This window comes from Deltaproteobacteria bacterium (assembly GCA_016208165.1).
Classification (GTDB): domain Bacteria; phylum Desulfobacterota; class Desulfarculia; order JACQYL01; family JACQYL01; genus JACQYL01.
On record JACQYL010000098.1, the window covers coordinates 36,164 to 53,724 of the forward strand.

Below are 17,561 nucleotides of genomic sequence, written 5' to 3' on the forward strand. Positions count from 1 at the left end.
GGGGTTTTCGGCCGTCGTTCGTTTAATCTCCATGAGAGGTGAATAGAATGCTGTCGTGTTTCGGATACCGAAAACGTCTGGGGGCTTACCTGGATGATGAGCTGAAATCGAGACGGCGCAGGGCGGTGTCGGCTCATTTGGCGAAGTGCCCGGCTTGCCGCGCCGCCTTGGCGGAGATGCGCGGATTGGAATCAGCCTTGCTTTCCCTCGACGCTCCCGCGCCGCCTTCCAATCTCACATCGAGGATAATGGCCGAAGCGAGCTCACGTTATCGACGCGCCGATGTTCGTCCGGAAATTGATCGTCCCCGATACAAACCATCTCTGCCTTGGACATGGGCGTTCAGAGCCGCAACGGTTGCGGCGCTCATCGTCGGGCTGGCCACGGGGGCGTTTCTGGGGTGGGATGTCGGGCGAGAGGATCGCGTCTTTTTCGCGGATCCCTCGAAGGCCCAAACCACTCGGATGCAACGAGACGTCTATGGCCTTGACGCCTTCAGCGGGACACCCGACGGCTCGATCGAGGCCGCGACGCTTGCCCTGTTACAGGATGCCAAATGAGGGGAGCCATGTTCAGTAAAATACGTGGAGCGATTCTGGCGCTGTCGATCGGTCTCAATCTCGCTTTTGTCGGTACCTGGTCGATTCAAGCCTTTCCCGGCTGGATGACGCCGCTGATCGGAGTCCGCGAGCGGATCGAGGGAACGGTCGCGCAATCCTCCCTCCACCGGGAGTTGGGCGTCACCCCCGAGCAGTGGGAGCACATCGAGCCTCTGATCCTCCAGTTTCGCAAGACGGCGGAAAACCATGGAAAGGAGATCAGGCGCCTTCGAAGAGAGCTCCTGGATCTTCTGGCGGCGGCGCCCGTGGATGAAAAGGCCATCAGAACGAAACAAGACGAAATCCTCGCCGGGCAAGGCCGCATGCAAAATCTTGTCGTGGATCATTTACTCAAGGAAAAGGAGATTCTGTCTCCCAATCAATCCATAAAACTGATTCAAGCACTCTGCGAGCAGTGCCGCTACGACGGGGACATGCTCACCGGGAGTGGTTTGGGGCGAGCGCCGGACAAACAACATGTTCTCGATGGATCGATGGACAAAGAAAAGATGGAATAAGGATGAAGATACTACCTGCCTTGATGGTTCTTGCCTTGCTTGCAGGATGCGCCTCGACGCGTCCAACCGATCCGTACGGACCTATTGACTTACGAGGTCGCGCCGCTTCGCCGACCCCGCCGGCGGCATCGCCGCTCAAGGCGCCGGAAGGACCGATGACCCTGAAGCAGGCTGTCGAGATCGCGCTGGCCAATAACCCCGAAATCGCTGCGCGGGGCTGGGACACCACAGCGGCCGAGGCACGGCGAGGCCAGGCTGTCGGAGCGCGACTGCCCAGCCTTGGCCTGGCGGGCGGATATACCCATCACCTTGATAGACAAAGGCTGATCGCCGCCGGCAAGGAGGGGGAGCCTGGGCTCTTCAGCCGGGATATCGTTTCCGGCGATCTCGTCCTTTCCCTGCCGCTTTTCACCGGTGGGCGGTTGGTTAGCCAAGTAAGCGCCGCCGAACTTCTCCGGGACGCGGCTGATCATCGACTCGCTCGCAGCCGGGAAGAGCTTGTCTTTAATGTGTCCAGTGTGTTTTTCAGCATTCTAGCTCAACGGCGCGTCATCGAATCTCTGGAGTTTTCAAGGCGCACACTGGCGGAGCATCTGAAACGAATTGATGAGCTGATTGCGGCGCAAAAGGCCGCCAAGGTCGACCGGATGCGGACAGAGGTCCGGTTGGCGGACGTCGATCAACAACTGGTACGGGAAGCGAATCTCATGGCCATTCAGCGCCGTGCCCTGGCCAGTCTCTTAGGTATTGGAGGTCACATCGAAGAAATAACTCCGGTGGGGGAATTGGAACCCCAGGAAACCGCTCCGGCCCCCCAATTGGAGACAGCTCTCGCGACAGCTTGGAGAGGACGCGGAGACTACCTGGCGGCAAGGTCGGCGACAGAGGCCCAGGCCCGCAACGTGGACGTGGCCGAGTCCGGTCATTGGCCGACCATTTCCCTTCAAGGCGCCTATGGGGGGCGCTGGGCCGCGGGACCGTCAACTGGCTCAGGAGACGAAGGTGATGTGGGCCGTGTCGGCCTGGTCCTGGATGTGCCGCTTTTCGTGGGCGGCCAGGTGGATGCGAGAATCCACGAACAGCGCGCCAATCTCGCCGCTGCGCAGGAGCGGCTCCACACCCTCGATCTCCAAGTGCGGCTCGAGGTCGAAACCGCTCTTCTCAACGTGGAATCTTCCGGTGAACGGGCGGCGGCCATTCGAAAATCAATTGCACAGGCCCGGGAAAGTCTTCGAATCGAGCGGCAGAAATATGATCTCGGTAAGGGGGCCATTGTGGATGTACTCGACGCCCAGGCCGCTTTGTTGGAGTCAGAGACCAACTTCTATCGGGTGCTGGCCGAGCTTCAGATCGCTCAGGCCCAACTTAAACTGGCGATGGGTGAAGAATGAAAAATCGAACTGTCTTGATAACGCTGATCGTGAGCATGCTTGCCGTGTCCGGGACCTTCCTTGCTCGCGGCGTCACGTCCGACAAGCCGGAAGCCGGCCAACCGTCAAAACAGAAGCAGCCGCCGGTGGTCGAGGTGGTTTCAGCGTCAAAGGCAACCCTGTCCCTTGGGCTGGCGCTTACCGGCTCGGTGGATCCTTATCGTGTCGCCCGATTGGCTTCGCCCGCCGAGGGGCCGGTTCTCGGTATTCGTGTCCGTGAAGGCGACCACGTGAAGACCGGCGATGAGTTGCTTTCCGTTGGGCGAAAGAAAGGAATCGATGCGCTGATTGCCTCGCTGCGGGAGGAGCTCAAGAAGGAAGAGTACAACCTGAGCAGAACCCGCCAACTGGTGGACGGTGAAGCCCTCCCCGGGGAACAGCTCGATCAGGCCAGAGCCGCCTGCGAAAATGTGCGCGCACAACTGATCCACGCGGAGGAAACGGCCCAGGACCATACCATCACTGCTCCTTGGGAAGGGGTGGTCTCCGGCTTACTTGTCAAGGAGGGTGAGTTCGTCGCGCCTCGTGCTGCATTGCTGGAAATGTACGATCCGTCCAGCCTCGTGATACGCGCGGCGGTCCCTGAGAAATACACGGCCGACATCGCGGCCGACATGCCGGTCGATGTCCGGTTGGACGCATACCCTGATGGCGTTCTCAAAGGGAGAGTCGAGCGGGTTTATCCCTATCTCGACCCACGGTTGCGCACTCGGACCATGGAAATCGTCCTGGACAAGTCCGTTCATCTTCTCCCGGGAATGTTCGCCCGATTGAGGGTGCTGCTGAAAACAGTGAGTGAAGCGGTTGTCGTGCCGTCGGAAGCCCTCGTTTTAACGCCGAAGGGCCGGGTGGTTTTCGTGGTGGAGGACGGGAAGGCCATCGGGCGCCCCGTCGAAACCGGCATCGAAGAAGGTAACCGCATTCAGATTATCGCCGGAGTCGTTCCCGGGGACAAGGTCGTCGTCGCCGGGAACGAAAAACTCAAAGACGGCGCCGCGGTGAGTCTTTCGGGAAGCGAGAAGTCGGGCAAGGGGAAGCTCCGAAACATGGCTGAACCGCCCGCCGGTGAAAAGATCAAGGCGGGGGGCGACGCGAAATGAAGATCACTCGCTACGCCATACATCGCAGGCTGGCCACCAGCGCCATCGTTGTCGCGCTTGTAGTTCTTGGACTCTATGGTCTCTGGCGGCTTCCGGTGGATTATCTGCCCAATATCACCTACCCGCTGGTCAAGGTTCAAATCAAATGGCAGGGGGCCACACCGGAGGAAATCGACACGGATATCGCCGATCCCATCGAACGACTCATGTCCACGGTGGATCGTTTGGATTATCTCGAATCTTCTTCGATCGAGGGGCTGTACGCCCTGAACGTGTACTTCGAGTATGGCGCGGATGTCGACATCGCATTTCAGGATGTCCTCGCCGCCCTTACTCGCGCCCAACAGCAACTCCCCAGGGACATTGAAGCTCCATATGTATTCAAGGCCGATCCGTCCCAGCTTCCGGTGATGCAACTGACGGTCAGCTCCGACCGATGGAGTCCGGTGAAGCTGAGGGATTGGGCCGACAACTGGTTGCAGGATCGCATCCTGGCCGTCCGGGGCGTGGCCGGGACGGAAATCGTCGGCGGACTCGAGCGCGAGATTCGGATCCTGCTCGATCCGGCAGCCATGGAAAAGCACAAGCTTTCTCTGGACGCAGTCATCAAGCGGGTCGCAGCCGAGAATATCGAGCAGACGGGCGGCCGTGTCACGGTCGGTTCCAAGGAAATCATTGCCCGCACCACGGGCGAGTTCGCAAGTCTCGACGACATTCGAACGGTTGTGGTGGCAAGGGATGGCCACCAAAAAGTCTACCTGCGAGACATTGCGGAAGTCATCGACGGCCATGAGGAGGCTCGGGTAATAACCCGCTTCAATGGGCGGGAATGCGTCAAGCTTTCGGTGTTGAAAGAAGCTGAAGCCAACACCGTTCAGGTGGCCGAGGCGGTGAGACGGCTTTTGGGCGACTTGAAAGCGGGATTGCCCAAGGGGCTCGAGCTTGACTATGTGGAAGATCAAGCCGTTTACGTGAAGCAGGCGCTCACGGGCGTGCGCAATGCCGCGGTAGCGGCGGCGGCGTTATTGATTGTCGTGGTCTACCTGTTTCTGGGAAGCATAAGACAAGTCGTGGTAATGGTCATCGCCCTGCCACTGACTTTGGTGCTTAATTTCGGCTTGATGAAGCTCGCCGGTTTCTCTCTCAATATCTTCTCTCTGGGCGGGCTCGTCGTCGCCCTCGGTGTGGTGTTGGATAATTCCATCGTTGTCGTCGAAAACATTTCGCGCTTGCGGCGCAAGGATCCAGGGAAAGACGCCGACGCGCAAGCCGTGGATGCAACGAGCGAGGTCGGCTCGGCCCTTGTTGCGGCGACTCTGTCGTTTCTGGCCCTGTTCGTGCCGTTCCTCCTCGTTCCGGGTTTGACGAGCCTGCTCTTTCGCGAACTGATCCTCGTCATTGCGGGCATCGTTGTCATCAGCCTCGCGGTGGCCGTGTCGGTGACCCCTATGATCATGGCGACCCTGTTTGGCGGAGGTCGACGGAAACGGGGATCCGGCTGGTTTGAAGGTCTATTTGCTCGATTCACCGATGGCTACGGCTGGGTGCTGGAACGAATTATTCACCTGCGATGGGTCGCCGCGCCGGTTTTTCTCCTTGCGGTTTTCGCGGCCTTCGGGTTGTTGGGGCGGCTCGGCGGCGAATTTCTGCCGTCGATCGATGACGGTCGTATCATGGTCAAGGTTAAAATGCCGACCGGCGCTTCCGTGAGCGAAACAGACCGGGCGCTTCGGAAAATTGAAGAGCAGATTGCGGGCGATTCGCTGATTCAAAATACCTTCGCGCTCGCGGGCGGACAAGTGAAGGGACTGACCACTTACGAAATCGCCAATGAAGGAGAGGTTGACATCCAACTCGTTCCTAAGACCGCTCGAAATATCAGCACGGAAGCATACGTTGCCCAGCTCCGCAAACGCGTAAGCAAGCTTCAGCCCACGGGCGGCAAGGCCATGGTCAAACAGATGCCCATCAAAGGCGTCCACGGCATGGGTGCGTCGGATATTGTCGTTCAGGTTCAGGGCCAAGATATGGAAGCCCTGGCCGATCTTTCCAACCGAACCGTACGGACGATCAATGAATTGGGGCGGTTTCAGAACGTGTATGTCTCCATGGACCTGTCAAAACCCGAATACCAGGTCAAGGTGGATCGGGTAAAGGCCGCTGAGCTAGGCGTGTCGGTCTCGGATGTGGCGACATCCCTGCGCTCACTGATCACCGGAACGGTGGCGACCCGGTACCGTGAAGGCGGGGAGTACTACGACGTAAGGCTTTTGGTTCCGGAGAAGCGCATGACCGCTCGCCAAGATGTGGAGAATCTATCGCTTACCTGCGCCCAAGGCGATGCTCTGCGGCTGCGGGACATAGCCGCCGTGGTTCCCGCATCAGGATCGGTGGAGATCGACCGGGAAGACCAGATCAAGCAAATCACCGTCGAAGCGGATATCTCGGGTCCCGATTTGGCCGGCGCGGTTAAAGAACTGAAGAACGCCTTGGCCGGGCTGGACCGACCGGCGGGTTATGAATTCGACTTCGGCGGAAGGGCCAAAATGATGGCCGACATGAAAAACACGGTATTCGCGATTCTCGCTTTCGCGCTGTTCTTTTCCTTCATCGTTCTTACCGTGCAGTTCAATAGTCTCAAGTTGCCGGGATTGATACTGGGCAGCGTGCCGGTCTGTTTGGCCGGTGTGGTGTTTCTCATGTATTTGACGCATCTGCCGATAGGCGCCACGGTCATCATCGGGGTGCTGGTTGTTGTGGCCGCGACGGTCAACGACGGTGTCTTGCTCCTGACGTATGCCGGCGACCTTCAGGATCACGAGGGCTTGAAACCGCGCCGGGCCGTTTTGAACGCCGCGAAGATACGCCTGCGCCCCCGGATCATGACAACCGTGACGACTATGATAGGATTTCTTCCCCTGGCGCTGAATCTGGAAGAAGGCGGAGACATGCTCCAACCCATGGCCGTCGCAGCCATCGGCGGACTGGGGATGGAAATTTTGGTGGCTCTGTTCTTGATGCCGTGTATGTATGTGATGGTCTCGAAGTCGTGAGTTCCAGAACCAACGGGAAACTTGGGATACCTTTTTGAGGCGCTTCTCGATATCCTGCTTGGCGTTCTTTTCAAAACCTTTGGCAAGAGGACACACGGGATAATGCTTGAGTTAAGAAACGTTACCAAGGCGTACCGGGATCAACGGGTCCTGACCGAGGTCAATTTTGAAGTCCGGGAACGGGAGATGGTCAGCATCATGGGAAAATCCGGGGCCGGTAAGAGCACGTTGCTTGCCATCATAGCCGGCCTCGTCCGGCCGGACACCGGGCAGGTCCTGTATGACGCCGGCAATATCAGCGACCTGAACGAAGAAGAATTGGCAGCCTTCCGACTCCATCATGTCGGTTTTATATTTCAGGATTTCAAACTCATTCCCTCGCTCTCCGTGCATGATAATATCCTGCTGGGCATTTACCCCCGCCGGGATATCGCCACTGCCGAAAAGGAAAAGCGGGTCAGGGAATTTGCCGAACAGGTCGGCTTGGCGGGCAAGCGGAATGAGCCAATCGACAATCTGAGCGGAGGAGAGAAACAACGGGTAGCCATCGCCCGAAGCCTGGTTAACCATCCCGGTTTGGTTCTGGCCGATGAACCCACCGGCAACCTGGACTCGGCCACGGCCGCTGAAATCATGATCCTTTTCAAAAAGCTGCATGAATCCATGGATACCACCTTTCTAATCATCACCCATGACCGGGACATCGCCGCCCATACCCAAAAAATCTTAACGCTAAAAGACGGAGCTCTGACGTGATGAATCGAATTATGAAGACGCCGGCCGGTCTGCTTGCTCTGATATGCCTCCTTCTTTCTTTTGAGAACGTATCTGCGCGGGCCGCTGAAATCGAAATGGAGATCTTCTATCTTCCCCACCGGCCGGCCATGACTGTGGTCGGCAAAGTGTTGCAGATTGCAGGAGAATTTGCCGGCGTGACCGTGCACAAATACAGCTTCGATGATCCGAACAGTCGTAAAATGGTAGCCAAATATCACCTGACTGAACACGTGCCGGTTGTCGTTTTTATCAACGGGAAGGACAGCTTCACGGTTGATGGCCGTGCCTTGCGGTTGCGGAATTTTCCGAAAGGAGACTCTTTCGTCCCTATGTTTACCGGAGAGTGGGACTATGCCGACCTGCGGACGATTCTTGCCGGTCTTGCCGGAGAAAAGTGATGAAACTGCCGGGCATCGTGCTGCGGAACCTGGTTTTCAACCGGAAAAAAACCCTGCCGGTTGTGTTTCTATGCGGCCTGATCATCCTGATTCCGGCGGCTTCGTATCTCCTGGTCCGCCACATTACCATTCTTGCCGACCGGCCCCTGGCGGCCCTGGACACCGAATTGATCATGCAGCGAGACACCGGCGCCAAGGAGTCGGCCTCGGTCAAAACCAGGGGACTGGTTGAACCCTTCAATCTGCACCATTTCAACACGGAAAGTGCCGGCGGGCGTTTAAAGGAGATCAGCGGCATTTATCAATATTCCACTGCTCTCGTTCTCTGGCAATTCGATCCACAGAACACCTTGACCGTGGTTGGCCTCGACCCGGCTGACCCCCCGGTGGGACTCAGGAAAATCGAAAGCCTTCTCATGGAAGGCAGCCGCTTTTTCTCAAATAGCAGCGCCGATGAAGTGATCCTGGAACGTCATTTCGCCATACTCTTCGGCTATAAACCTGGTGGGCGCTTTCCGTTGGCCGGTCGCAACCTCGCCATTGTCGGCCTGGTTGATTTTATGGAGCAGAGCAACCTGAGCAACGCCGCCGTCTTTGTCCCCTACGAGACCGCACTCAATCTCTCCCAACAGAAAGAGCGGGTTGCCAACCAGGTCTTCATCGCCCTCGGCTCCTCCGCCAATATCGGTGGGATAAGCAATGAACTTAACCGCGTCTTTCCCGGTTTTTCCCTGATCAGCCGCGACAGTCTCTATAAAAACTTGTCTGCATTCAATCGCCTGATTTATCAGGGAGGCCGCCTGCTTGTGCTGCTGGTCATGCCCCTGGCGCTCCTGCTTCTTCTCTGGTTGTTGAAAATGCACCGGCTGGAATTTGCGGGGCAGACCAACATACTCAAAACCCTGGGATGGCCCAAAGGCGATCTGCGTTATTGGCATGCTTTGGACATGGGCTATCTCCTGGCTGGAGGACTGCTGATCGCCGGAATCTTTTGCGTGATTCTCTATTTTCTCGTTTTGCCCCATTTGCAGATAGCGCCATTGCTTGACCAGGGATTTCAATTATGATGACTGAATATTTTCTCGCGTTTTTGCGGGCAAACAAGATCAAGACCATGGCGCTTTGCCTGAGCATCGCTTTTTATTTTGCTCTGGTGGTCATAGCCGCCACGTTGCACCGCGCCATCCCGGAAATCGCCCGGTTGCCGCTCAAGCAAATCGGCGTGCAGACGATAGTCCAGAAAACCGGTGAAATACCCGGCCGGATGGTCGGCGCCGTTTTTCCCCATTCCAACGCCCCGGTTTCAAAGGAACAATTCAGCCGGCTCGTCGGCCTGCCTTTTGTGGAAGAAGCGGATCTGGGCCTTTACTTCTGGTACTTCGATACCGCCTTTTTCAAGGCGGTCCTGGGTGTCGATCAAAAAAATCAACTATTCTTCTCTATCCTTGAGAAAAACATCGACCGGGGCGCCCTTCAGCTCGGACAAAAAAGAATAGTCATAACCGCATCCTTCGGCGAGAAGCATGGACTGACCGTCGGGGATACCGTAGCCCTCGGAGATAAGGCCTACGTGGTCAGCGCTATTCTACGACCGAACATAAGCGGTAATATCATTCCGGCCGACGTTTACATGGACCTAGCCGATGCCCTGGAGGTGGTCAGAGATTCAGTGGAGATGCAGAACATCTATCGACTCGATGACGGTGATTTCGGCAATGTCGTGCTGCTCAGGGGCAACCCCGACTGGCGGGGCGCCAAGGAAACGCTGATCATGGAAGTGGATGACAAGTTCCTCGTATTCAGCGAAAAAACGTTTACTCGGGAAATCAGCGAACAGCTCGGCATCGTTTCGACGGCGGGCCGACTGCTCTTCATTATTCTGGGGGGTGTACTGGCGGTGGCCTTCGGCTTGTTGACCATCTTCAACGTGAAATCAAGGGAACGGGAAATCGCGATTTTACGGATGCTCGGTTGGCGTATTCTTGATCTCAAGAAACAGTTCATCGGTGAAAATATGATTCTGCTCTGTGTATCCATTCTTTCAGGCAGCGCACTCAGCCTGGCAGGGCTCTTCCTGCTTGGTCTCCAGACGGTCAAGATGGAAATTCCTTGGGATATCTCGGCCCGGCCCCATTTCCTGCCCGCGGAAAACAGTATTGAAAGGGTGGTATCGGCTCCTTTGCCCGTGCATTTCGATATCTTCATCTATATCGCCGCCATCATCGGCTTCCTACTGCTGTTCCTGGCCGTGAGTCTTCTATGTTTCCGCCGGATAAATAGGATTAAGCCATCGGAATGTTCATCGTGACCTGAAGCGTTTCCGGATCCTCGTCGTGGTTTCGTGGTTCGGGTAGCCCATCCGGAAGCCCTTACAGAACCCATCGAGCCTACACGCCTGCGGGTCAAAGGCTTTTTCCCGGACATCTCGCCCATTGCAGGCCCAACGCCGGCCGCTTGCTTTCCACCCGGCAATGATATAAAGAAGGGGTTCGGTTCGGACACACGGCGCCTGGTGGCGCTCGGGTTTGTCCAACTCCACAGGCCGAGATGGGAGCCTCATACCCCGCTGTCTAAAGCGTAACATCAGGAGCATTGATATGTTTGTCGCTCGTTTAGAGGAAGCGCTGGAAGATATTAGAAACGGCAAGATGGTAATCCTTGTGGACGCGCCTAACCCCAAGAACGAGGGCGAACTCGTCATGGCGGCGGAAAAGGTGACGCCGCAGGCGATCAACTTCATGACTCTGCACGGCAGAGGCCTTGTGACCATGCCTTGTACTTCGGAGCTGCTCGAAAAACTCGGGCTGCCTTTGATGACCGCAAAACGGTCTGACTCGGAGCCCGCCTTCACCGTGTCCATCGAGGCCCGGAAAGGAGTGACCACGGGGATTTCCGCGGCGGACCGAGCCACGACCATTTTGACGGCGGTTTCTGAACACGCCGGGCCGGATGATCTGGTGAAACCGGGGCATGTGTTTCCCATTCGGGCTCGTCGCGGGGGTGTGCTCTTCCGGACAGGTCACACCGAGGGAGCCGTGGATCTGATTCGCGTCGCCGGTCTTAAACCCGCGGCCGCCATGTGCAGCATCATGAATGACGAAGGAGAAATGGCCCGGTTCGAAGAGCTGGAAAAACTGGCCCGGGAATACGAGATGCGCATCGTATCCATAGCGGATATTATTCACTATCGCCTGCGCAGGGAATCCTTTGTGTTTCAGGCCGCGCGCACCATTCTCCCGACGCTGTATGGAGAGTTCGAGGCCATCGCCTATGAAAACCAACTGGACCAGCAGCAACACGTCGCCCTGGTCAAGGGTGAAATCAAGTCGGATCAGGAGACCCTCGTTCGAGTCCATTCAGAATGCATCCCCGGAAACGTTTTCAGAAGCTATCGCTGCGATTGCGGAGAGCAACTGGAAGCAGCCATGCGCAAAGTCCAAGAGGAAGGCCGGGGTGTTATCCTTTACCTCCACAAAGAAGGCCGTTACCAGAACCTGATCTCCAAACTGAAAGCCTATGAGATGGAGGACCAAGGCAAGAATTGGGAAGAGAAACACCAACTGGAGAGCGAAGCTATTTTCAGAGAGTTCGGGATCGGCGCCCAGATCCTCGTGGATTTGGGTATCCGGAAAATGCGGCTGTTGACGAACAGCACCAAAGAGATAGCGGGTCTGGAAGGGTTCGGTCTGTCCATCACGGAGCGGGTTCCGCTGAAAGTCGAACCCTCCCCTGACGATGAGTTTCAGCGGAGAAGCTGCGGTTATCTGAGTAAGATGATGGACGCCGTCATGCGGCACCAGTAGCATCCGTTGAATAAACGTCCCCACATATGCACACCCGCGGCGTTGCGGTGCATTCCTCTGCAACCGGAGACCCGTCGGTAACGGAGGGCCGAGACGGAGAGCGGCGCAACCCGATCAAACGACTTGAAAATGGGATGGGGTTGACGGATTACCCATGATGAATCTCACTCGGACGCCTCTGCGTGGGCGTCACGTCCGCCCTCGTTCGGACCTCCGGCCCGCGCCTCCAGGCGCGCCAACTTAGCAGCGGCTGCCTGCAGTTTCAACAATGATCGAGTGACGTCTTCTTCAAACTCTGCGATCACGGATTCCAACGCTTTTTCGTATCGATGCCGGACCTGTTCATAGAAATCATCAATCCTGGCGTCAAGACAATCCAAGACTCGGCGCGCCAGAATCACCACCAGCAGCGCCTCGATGAGGAACAGGCTGAACATGGCCACCAGGCCTTTGCTTTGGAAGAAGGCAAAGAGTACGCCTGACACGATCCTGGATGCAATCGCGAACGAGGGATGCTCTCTAAACACGGCCAACAGACTCGGGTCCGCCAGATAAAAGAGCATTGCCGGCACCGGCAAAGCGAGTATTACTCGATACTTGAACCTGCGGTACCCGGAAACGACGTTGGGAAGCTTTCCTTCCGCAAACCAGGCTCGAATCTCCCCGATCCATTCCCTTCTCGTAGCGGAGATTCTATCATGCACCCGAGCAAATTCGGGTTTGGTGCTCCACACGAACTCGGCTTTGGGAAAGCGCGCCAAGGAAGCGTTCACCCGGTTCGAGAGGGAATCCATCCTATGAACCATGGATTCCACAGCCTCTTTGTCCGCGGGGAGAAGCCGTTCAAAACCATCCTGCCTCTTCGAGCCGAGGAGATTCTGGACAGCTACGGTCCACCGCAAAAGGCTCAGGACCACCCCGCCGCGTTTCTCTCGCTTGAGCCACAGAGGTCGCATGACCATGCGACTGGAGTCGTCCAGGTCGGATCGTATCATTTGGGAGCAAATGGTTCGAGTCTGATCGAATTCCTTCTTGACCTGACTCAGCAGCGCTTCGATTGTACGCGTCAACCCTTCCAGATCGGGATAATGGCTCATGGCGCTAATCAGCCCGTTCAATTCGTGCTCGATATTGGCTAATTTTATCGACCGAATCTCTTTTTCCCGTCGCTTTCGATACAATAAATCCCGAAAATTCTGAAAATCCCCGGCGCTGGGGAGGTTCGTTCCGCCCGTCATCGCAGAAAGCGCATATAGCTTCGGCGACAGGACACCCACCTCACCCAATTTGTGTCGGAAGTCATCCAGGACACCCGTTGTTTTCTCCAAATCGAACCGGCCCTCATAGTCCACATACTGATCGATCTTGTTTAAGATGAATATGAAGCTTTCGGGATGCTGAGGGCTGATCCGCAGCATGTCATAAAGAGCCTGGTCCGCATATTTCTCGGGGCTCACCACCCAGCACGCCACGTCCAGGCGTTCGAGAAACCGAAGTACGCGCACACGGTTCTCAGGCAGGACACTGTCAAAGTCGGGAAGATCGTAGATCACCAGGTCACGGATCGCCTCGTTTTGATGAGTCTGATGGGGTTGGATCACCAGCTCCGGAAGCGCTTCCTCTATCGATTGAGCTTTGTGGCGGTAGACCACAATCCGGTCCGTATGGGGTCGTCGGTCCGAGGCTCGCGAAACCTCTTGGGGCACTTAAATCCGGCAATGCGTTTTCTGGTGTGGAGCAATTCCGCAACGGCGCGAAGCGCCTGCCGAGTGCTTTCGATTCGCTCCGCCACCACCGAGCGCACGCTCATGATTCGAACTCCATCTCTTCTATCCGGGCTCGAATCCACTCGCCGGCGCGTTTCAAATCGCTCGAGTCGGAGCCTTTTGGAAATCGATCCATCAAGAAGTCCATCACCCTCTGGCGCTGTTCCGCCAACACTGTCTTATAGGCCCGTTTGTATCTTTCGTCCAAATCGCGCCCGATCTGCTTGATCTCATCGTATACCACTACCTCCAATACCCCCTTTGGGATCAAGGGCACGATGGCCGTATCCAGAAGGAGTTCGAGAAGAGTGATCCCTCCGCCAACGACCGTTTCAAGAAGCAGCAGCATACATCCGGAAAGTATGGACGCGGAAACAATACCCGCCTTTTTGGTCCTTGAGAGTCCATGCCTGACCTGTTCAAAACGCTCCTGAATCCAAACGTCAATAGCGCCGAGTTCGCGGGCGCAGTGCACTTGAAACTCTTCCCTCGAAAGGAATGTGCCGGCCTCGAACATTTCGGCATACATGGCCGAAGACGGCGCCTCGCGCCGTATCACTGTCGCTATCCCCTGCTGGAAAAACGCCTGGGCGTCGTGCAGCGGTTCCAGAGGAAGCCGGTGCAGGATCCGTTCAAACGGCTGCTCTTCATCATCCGCATCGCGTCTTTTGAATCCGATGAAGTCGAGTGGAAAGAGGATGAGGTTTCGGATCCATTTCCTCGGACTGCGCAAGTAATCGTACTTGCGGAGCAACTGCCGTACGTGATTCTTGATCTTGGATTTGGTTTCTTCGCCAAGCTGGAACTTCAGCGATTTCAGTAAACGCTCCTCCGTCTCGTTCGAGACGGACTCGATACCCCTGAAAAGTCCGGCGGCTATGCTCAGTTCATCGTCGACCATCGAAACCAGAGCATCCAGCCGCTCCCTTGCCGCTTTCATCAACGAACGTCTTCCGGCTCGAAGTAGTTTCCCCTTGTCAAACGATTCGAGCAAGGCGGCAAAAGGAGCCAGCTCACGCGTCTGAAAAAGGCTTGCATCGTCTCGCCCAACCCTTGGGAGCGCCACGATTTTTCCTGAAGGATGAAGCCCTTTCGAACGAAGTTTGGCTTCAAGGTCCTCCAATCCTCCATCCGACTCGAGCTTGTTCAAGATCAAAACATAGGGTTTTCCGGTGCGTTCCGCCTGTTTGATCCATTCAAAAGGAAGTCTGTCGGCGTATTTCTCCTGGCTGGTGACAAAAACAACCAGGTCAGCCAGACCGTAAAGGTCTTCAGCCATTGTCCTGTTGGTCGACACCACGCTGTCTACATCAGGGCTGTCCACCAGAATCATGTCCTGCCACGCGGCGAAATCGTGAAGAATGAAAAGCAAATCCTGGGGTTGCTCATCCTTGTCCTGAGGCGCCTGCATGAGGTTGCGCCACCTGCACAGCACATCCGGGAACAGGTCCGCTTCTTGAAACACGGTTTCCATTCGCCGCGGCAACAGGATGATCGGATTCAATGTCTGGGGGCGTCGGACCCCGGTTCGGCTGACCGGGAAGCCCAACAAAGAATTGAAAATGGTAGATTTGCCGGTGCCCGTACCGCCCTCGAAAACGGCCACAGGCGCCAAAACATCCTCGTAATCGATCTTGAAAAGAAGCGCTCTGACCTGCGGTATGAATCGATCCCGTTCGCGTACGAATCGAGCATGGAGTTGGGAACCCCCGGAAAAGCGCACGCTTGGCAGTAATTCCAGGAGACTACGAATTGGTTCGTTCTCGTCGTTCACCAAAGTCAGACCCGTATCAGACCGTACTCAGGTCATCGATTTGCCGCCGGAAAGACCGCACCTGTTCCAGCAGACGTTCAACCTCAAGCCTTTCCTTGACCCGTTGCTGTTCCTCCGCTCGCCCTATCCTGCTCATATTGGACAGATCCACCAGATGATCGTTGACATATCCTTCAAGTTCGGAAAAGAGGCGATCTGAAATCATCTGGTTTATTTTGAGAAAATAGGTGTACTTAAGATTCTCCCGATAATCCATGATCTGTTCAATCAGCTCGTCGGATATGCATTTCCGGATGACGCTCTGACTTTCGAGCGTCGTTTTTGCATGTTCTTGAGCTGCAGATGATTCTTCTTTCCCCATCAAACGCTGAGCCACCTTCTTCACTCCCTCGACCGTCTTGCCCAAGCCCATTTTCAAAAGCACCAAGGCCTTGGCGCGCACGTGGTAGTGAAAGGAAGGGCTGAACAACTTCGGCTTCCACTTGACCGCGGAATTCGGAGACAGCGCTTGAACCGTTCGCCTGGGCGCGGCCGGGATCAAGTCCTGCATGCTCTTTTCGTAGTTCTCGAATAACTGCTGAAGCAGTTGCACATAAGAGTCGACCTGCCGGACATAATAATTTCGCAGTTCCTTTTCTTTACGATTGGTGAATTCTATAATTCTTAGATTGAATTCCTCCTGGATACGACGCAGGAGCCCTTCACTCAGGCTGTGGTAGAAACGCGCCAGTTCCGTCAACGATCCGCCGGCGGCCTCGGAAGCATCGGACGCTCTTCCGAAGTCCTCCACGAAAGACAGCGTACTCGAGACGGATTTCCCGATCCTTGGATCGAAGAAACGATCCACCTCGAGCTTCAATTCGCCGTCAAGCTTGATTCGCACGCCGTCGAGCGCGTTACGCACCACCTTGAGAGTGTCACCGATGGTCTTCTGCTTCTCCTCGAGATCCGATGTGGCTTGATTGATTTCGTCTCTGTTTTTTGAAGCGATCGCGCTGCGGAATTCGAGAAACTCCTCGATCCTGTCGGACAGTCGCGACATGACGGAGATCCCCCTCTGCACCTTGAGACCATACCGTTCTCTTTCCAGAACCCTCCTGAAGTCTTGCTCGAAGCGGTCTCTCTCTTCCTCCGAAAATCGAGTCAGCTCCTCGTCCTGCTCCCACAGCGCCAGTCTGAGTTGATCTTTCTTGTCGAGCGCATCATCCCCCACGCGCACCAGAAGGTGATATAAAGTCGAAAAGGTGTATAATTTAGGTTCCACCCCCAACTGCCGCATCTCGGACTTGGTTCGTTCCACCTGTTCGAGTACGGATGACTTTCCATCATGTTCACCGAGATCCAGGTTGAACACGATGAACATCTGATCCAACATCCTGAGGGTCTTCAGGACCTGAATCAGGTGAACGTCCGCTTCCCGGATTCCCGTTCGCGTACTCACGAGATAGATGACAAAATGGCTTTCCATCAAATATTCCAGGACGGCAGCCATGTGCGCGGGGTTGGGAGAGTCGCTGCCCTGGCAGTCTCCGATCTCGAGACCGGCCGGCAGGCTTCGGGCGGGAACCGTCAACAGGGCTTGCTTCAAATATACGGCCTTTGACTCACGCCCCACGTATTCCCGATGTGCGGCCGCTTCGTCTTCCAACAGATAGATGGAACTCTCTTCCGGCTTCAGGTATTGAGCAATATCTTCATATCCGTCAAGATACGCTTTGAGTAGATTGGTCTGTTTTACAAAGTCCTCCGAAGCGTCCGCCTCCCGATTCAGGCTAGTCAGAAATCGATCGAGCAGACGTCGGTCTTCTGAGTTGTCGATTCGAAATTTTCCGGGTGAGACCGTTTCGCCGGCCGGGGCCAGGAACTCGAGTGCATCCCTGATTTCCGTTTGGATTTCATTCAATCCTTTCAGGGTTAGATCCGCCCGAAGGCTGTTGCCGAACCGAACTCTGGTCACAATAGCGGTTATTATCCCCGCGCCTCGCTTGAGAAGGTCTTCTCCAAGAAGGTAATTGCCGAAGGTGCTCTTCCCCGACTTCACCGGTCCCACGATGGATATCCGCGTGTCTCTCTCCTCGAGTTCCCTGGCGGCGCCCGACAAGGATTCCCGCCATGAGTTGATCTGCCGATCGTCGGAACCGAACGTCCTCTCTATTTGGCCCGTCAGGTCCAAAAGCTGCTTCTGAAGCTCGGTTATCCGCTCGAAAGACGACTCATCACGCGTTACGACCGTGTTTGTTTTGGAAGCTTGCAAACCCTTCTCCCTTTACACATCAGTGCATGCAGACAGACGAACGAGCATTCCGATGGTTTCGTCTGAAAACCGACCCGCTTGAAATCCAA

The 17,561-nt window shown here is 56.0% G+C and carries 14 protein-coding genes; 10 read left to right on the forward strand and 4 right to left on the reverse strand.

All coding sequences use genetic code 11. The features are described from left to right. Positions 1-47 precede the first annotated feature (47 nt). The 10 genes from HY788_18455 to ribB all read left to right on the forward strand — a co-directional run bounded on the left by HY788_18455 (position 48) and on the right by ribB (position 11,678). Positions 48-560 carry a zf-HC2 domain-containing protein gene (locus HY788_18455; protein MBI4776129.1) on the forward strand — a complete coding sequence of 171 codons (513 nt, stop codon included), beginning with the start codon at positions 48-50 and terminating at the stop codon, positions 558-560. Between the two features lie 8 nt (positions 561-568). Further along, entirely contained in the window at positions 569-1,117 is a 549-nt protein-coding gene (locus tag HY788_18460) for a periplasmic heavy metal sensor (protein ID MBI4776130.1), read from the forward strand. Positions 1,118-1,272: 155 nt separating this feature from the next. Further along, positions 1,273-2,508: a TolC family protein gene (locus HY788_18465; GenBank protein MBI4776131.1), complete on the forward strand. Its 1,236-nt coding sequence runs from the start codon at positions 1,273-1,275 to the stop codon at positions 2,506-2,508. After that, positions 2,505-3,647, forward strand: a complete 1,143-nt coding sequence (locus tag HY788_18470; protein MBI4776132.1) for an efflux RND transporter periplasmic adaptor subunit — start codon at positions 2,505-2,507, stop codon at positions 3,645-3,647. The genes HY788_18465 and HY788_18470 overlap by 4 nt, the downstream gene beginning before the upstream one ends. Continuing rightward, positions 3,644-6,700: an efflux RND transporter permease subunit gene (locus HY788_18475; protein MBI4776133.1), complete on the forward strand. Its 3,057-nt coding sequence runs from the start codon at positions 3,644-3,646 to the stop codon at positions 6,698-6,700. The genes HY788_18470 and HY788_18475 overlap by 4 nt, the downstream gene beginning before the upstream one ends. Positions 6,701-6,802: 102 nt before the next feature. Next, positions 6,803-7,456 carry an ABC transporter ATP-binding protein gene (locus HY788_18480; protein MBI4776134.1) on the forward strand — a complete coding sequence of 218 codons (654 nt, stop codon included), beginning with the start codon at positions 6,803-6,805 and terminating at the stop codon, positions 7,454-7,456. A gap of 11 nt (positions 7,457-7,467) precedes the next feature. Continuing rightward, a complete protein-coding gene (locus tag HY788_18485; GenBank protein MBI4776135.1) occupies positions 7,468-7,875 on the forward strand; it encodes a hypothetical protein in 408 nt (135 codons plus the stop codon). Continuing rightward, entirely contained in the window at positions 7,875-8,942 is a 1,068-nt protein-coding gene (locus HY788_18490) for a hypothetical protein (protein MBI4776136.1), read from the forward strand. The genes HY788_18485 and HY788_18490 overlap by 1 nt, the downstream gene beginning before the upstream one ends. Next, complete coding sequence (locus HY788_18495) at positions 8,939-10,183, forward strand: FtsX-like permease family protein (protein ID MBI4776137.1); 1,245 nt, start codon at positions 8,939-8,941, stop codon at positions 10,181-10,183. Before HY788_18490 ends, HY788_18495 begins: the two co-directional genes overlap by 4 nt. A 289-nt stretch (positions 10,184-10,472) precedes the next feature. Then, the gene (gene ribB, locus HY788_18500) at positions 10,473-11,678 is read left to right on the forward strand and encodes a 3,4-dihydroxy-2-butanone-4-phosphate synthase (GenBank protein ID MBI4776138.1); all 1,206 of its coding nucleotides are present in this window, start codon (positions 10,473-10,475) and stop codon (positions 11,676-11,678) included. Positions 11,679-11,842: 164 nt separating this feature from the next. Here ribB and HY788_18505 read toward each other — a convergent pair whose 3' ends face one another. The 4 genes from HY788_18505 to HY788_18520 all read right to left on the reverse strand — a co-directional run bounded on the left by HY788_18505 (position 11,843) and on the right by HY788_18520 (position 17,472). Further along, the gene (locus tag HY788_18505) at positions 11,843-13,330 is read right to left on the reverse strand and encodes a hypothetical protein (protein MBI4776139.1); all 1,488 of its coding nucleotides are present in this window, start codon (positions 13,328-13,330) and stop codon (positions 11,843-11,845) included. Next, the gene (locus tag HY788_18510; protein ID MBI4776140.1) at positions 13,300-13,488 is read right to left on the reverse strand and encodes a hypothetical protein; all 189 of its coding nucleotides are present in this window, start codon (positions 13,486-13,488) and stop codon (positions 13,300-13,302) included. The genes HY788_18505 and HY788_18510 overlap by 31 nt, the downstream gene beginning before the upstream one ends. Further along, on the reverse strand, positions 13,485-15,167 hold the full coding sequence (locus tag HY788_18515; GenBank protein MBI4776141.1) for a hypothetical protein: 1,683 nt from the start codon (positions 15,165-15,167) through the stop codon (positions 13,485-13,487). Before HY788_18515 ends, HY788_18510 begins: the two co-directional genes overlap by 4 nt. Before the next feature lie 67 nt (positions 15,168-15,234). Then, positions 15,235-17,472, reverse strand: coding sequence for a dynamin family protein (locus tag HY788_18520; protein ID MBI4776142.1), 2,238 nt, complete (start codon positions 17,470-17,472; stop codon positions 15,235-15,237). Positions 17,473-17,561: the final 89 nt, after the last annotated feature.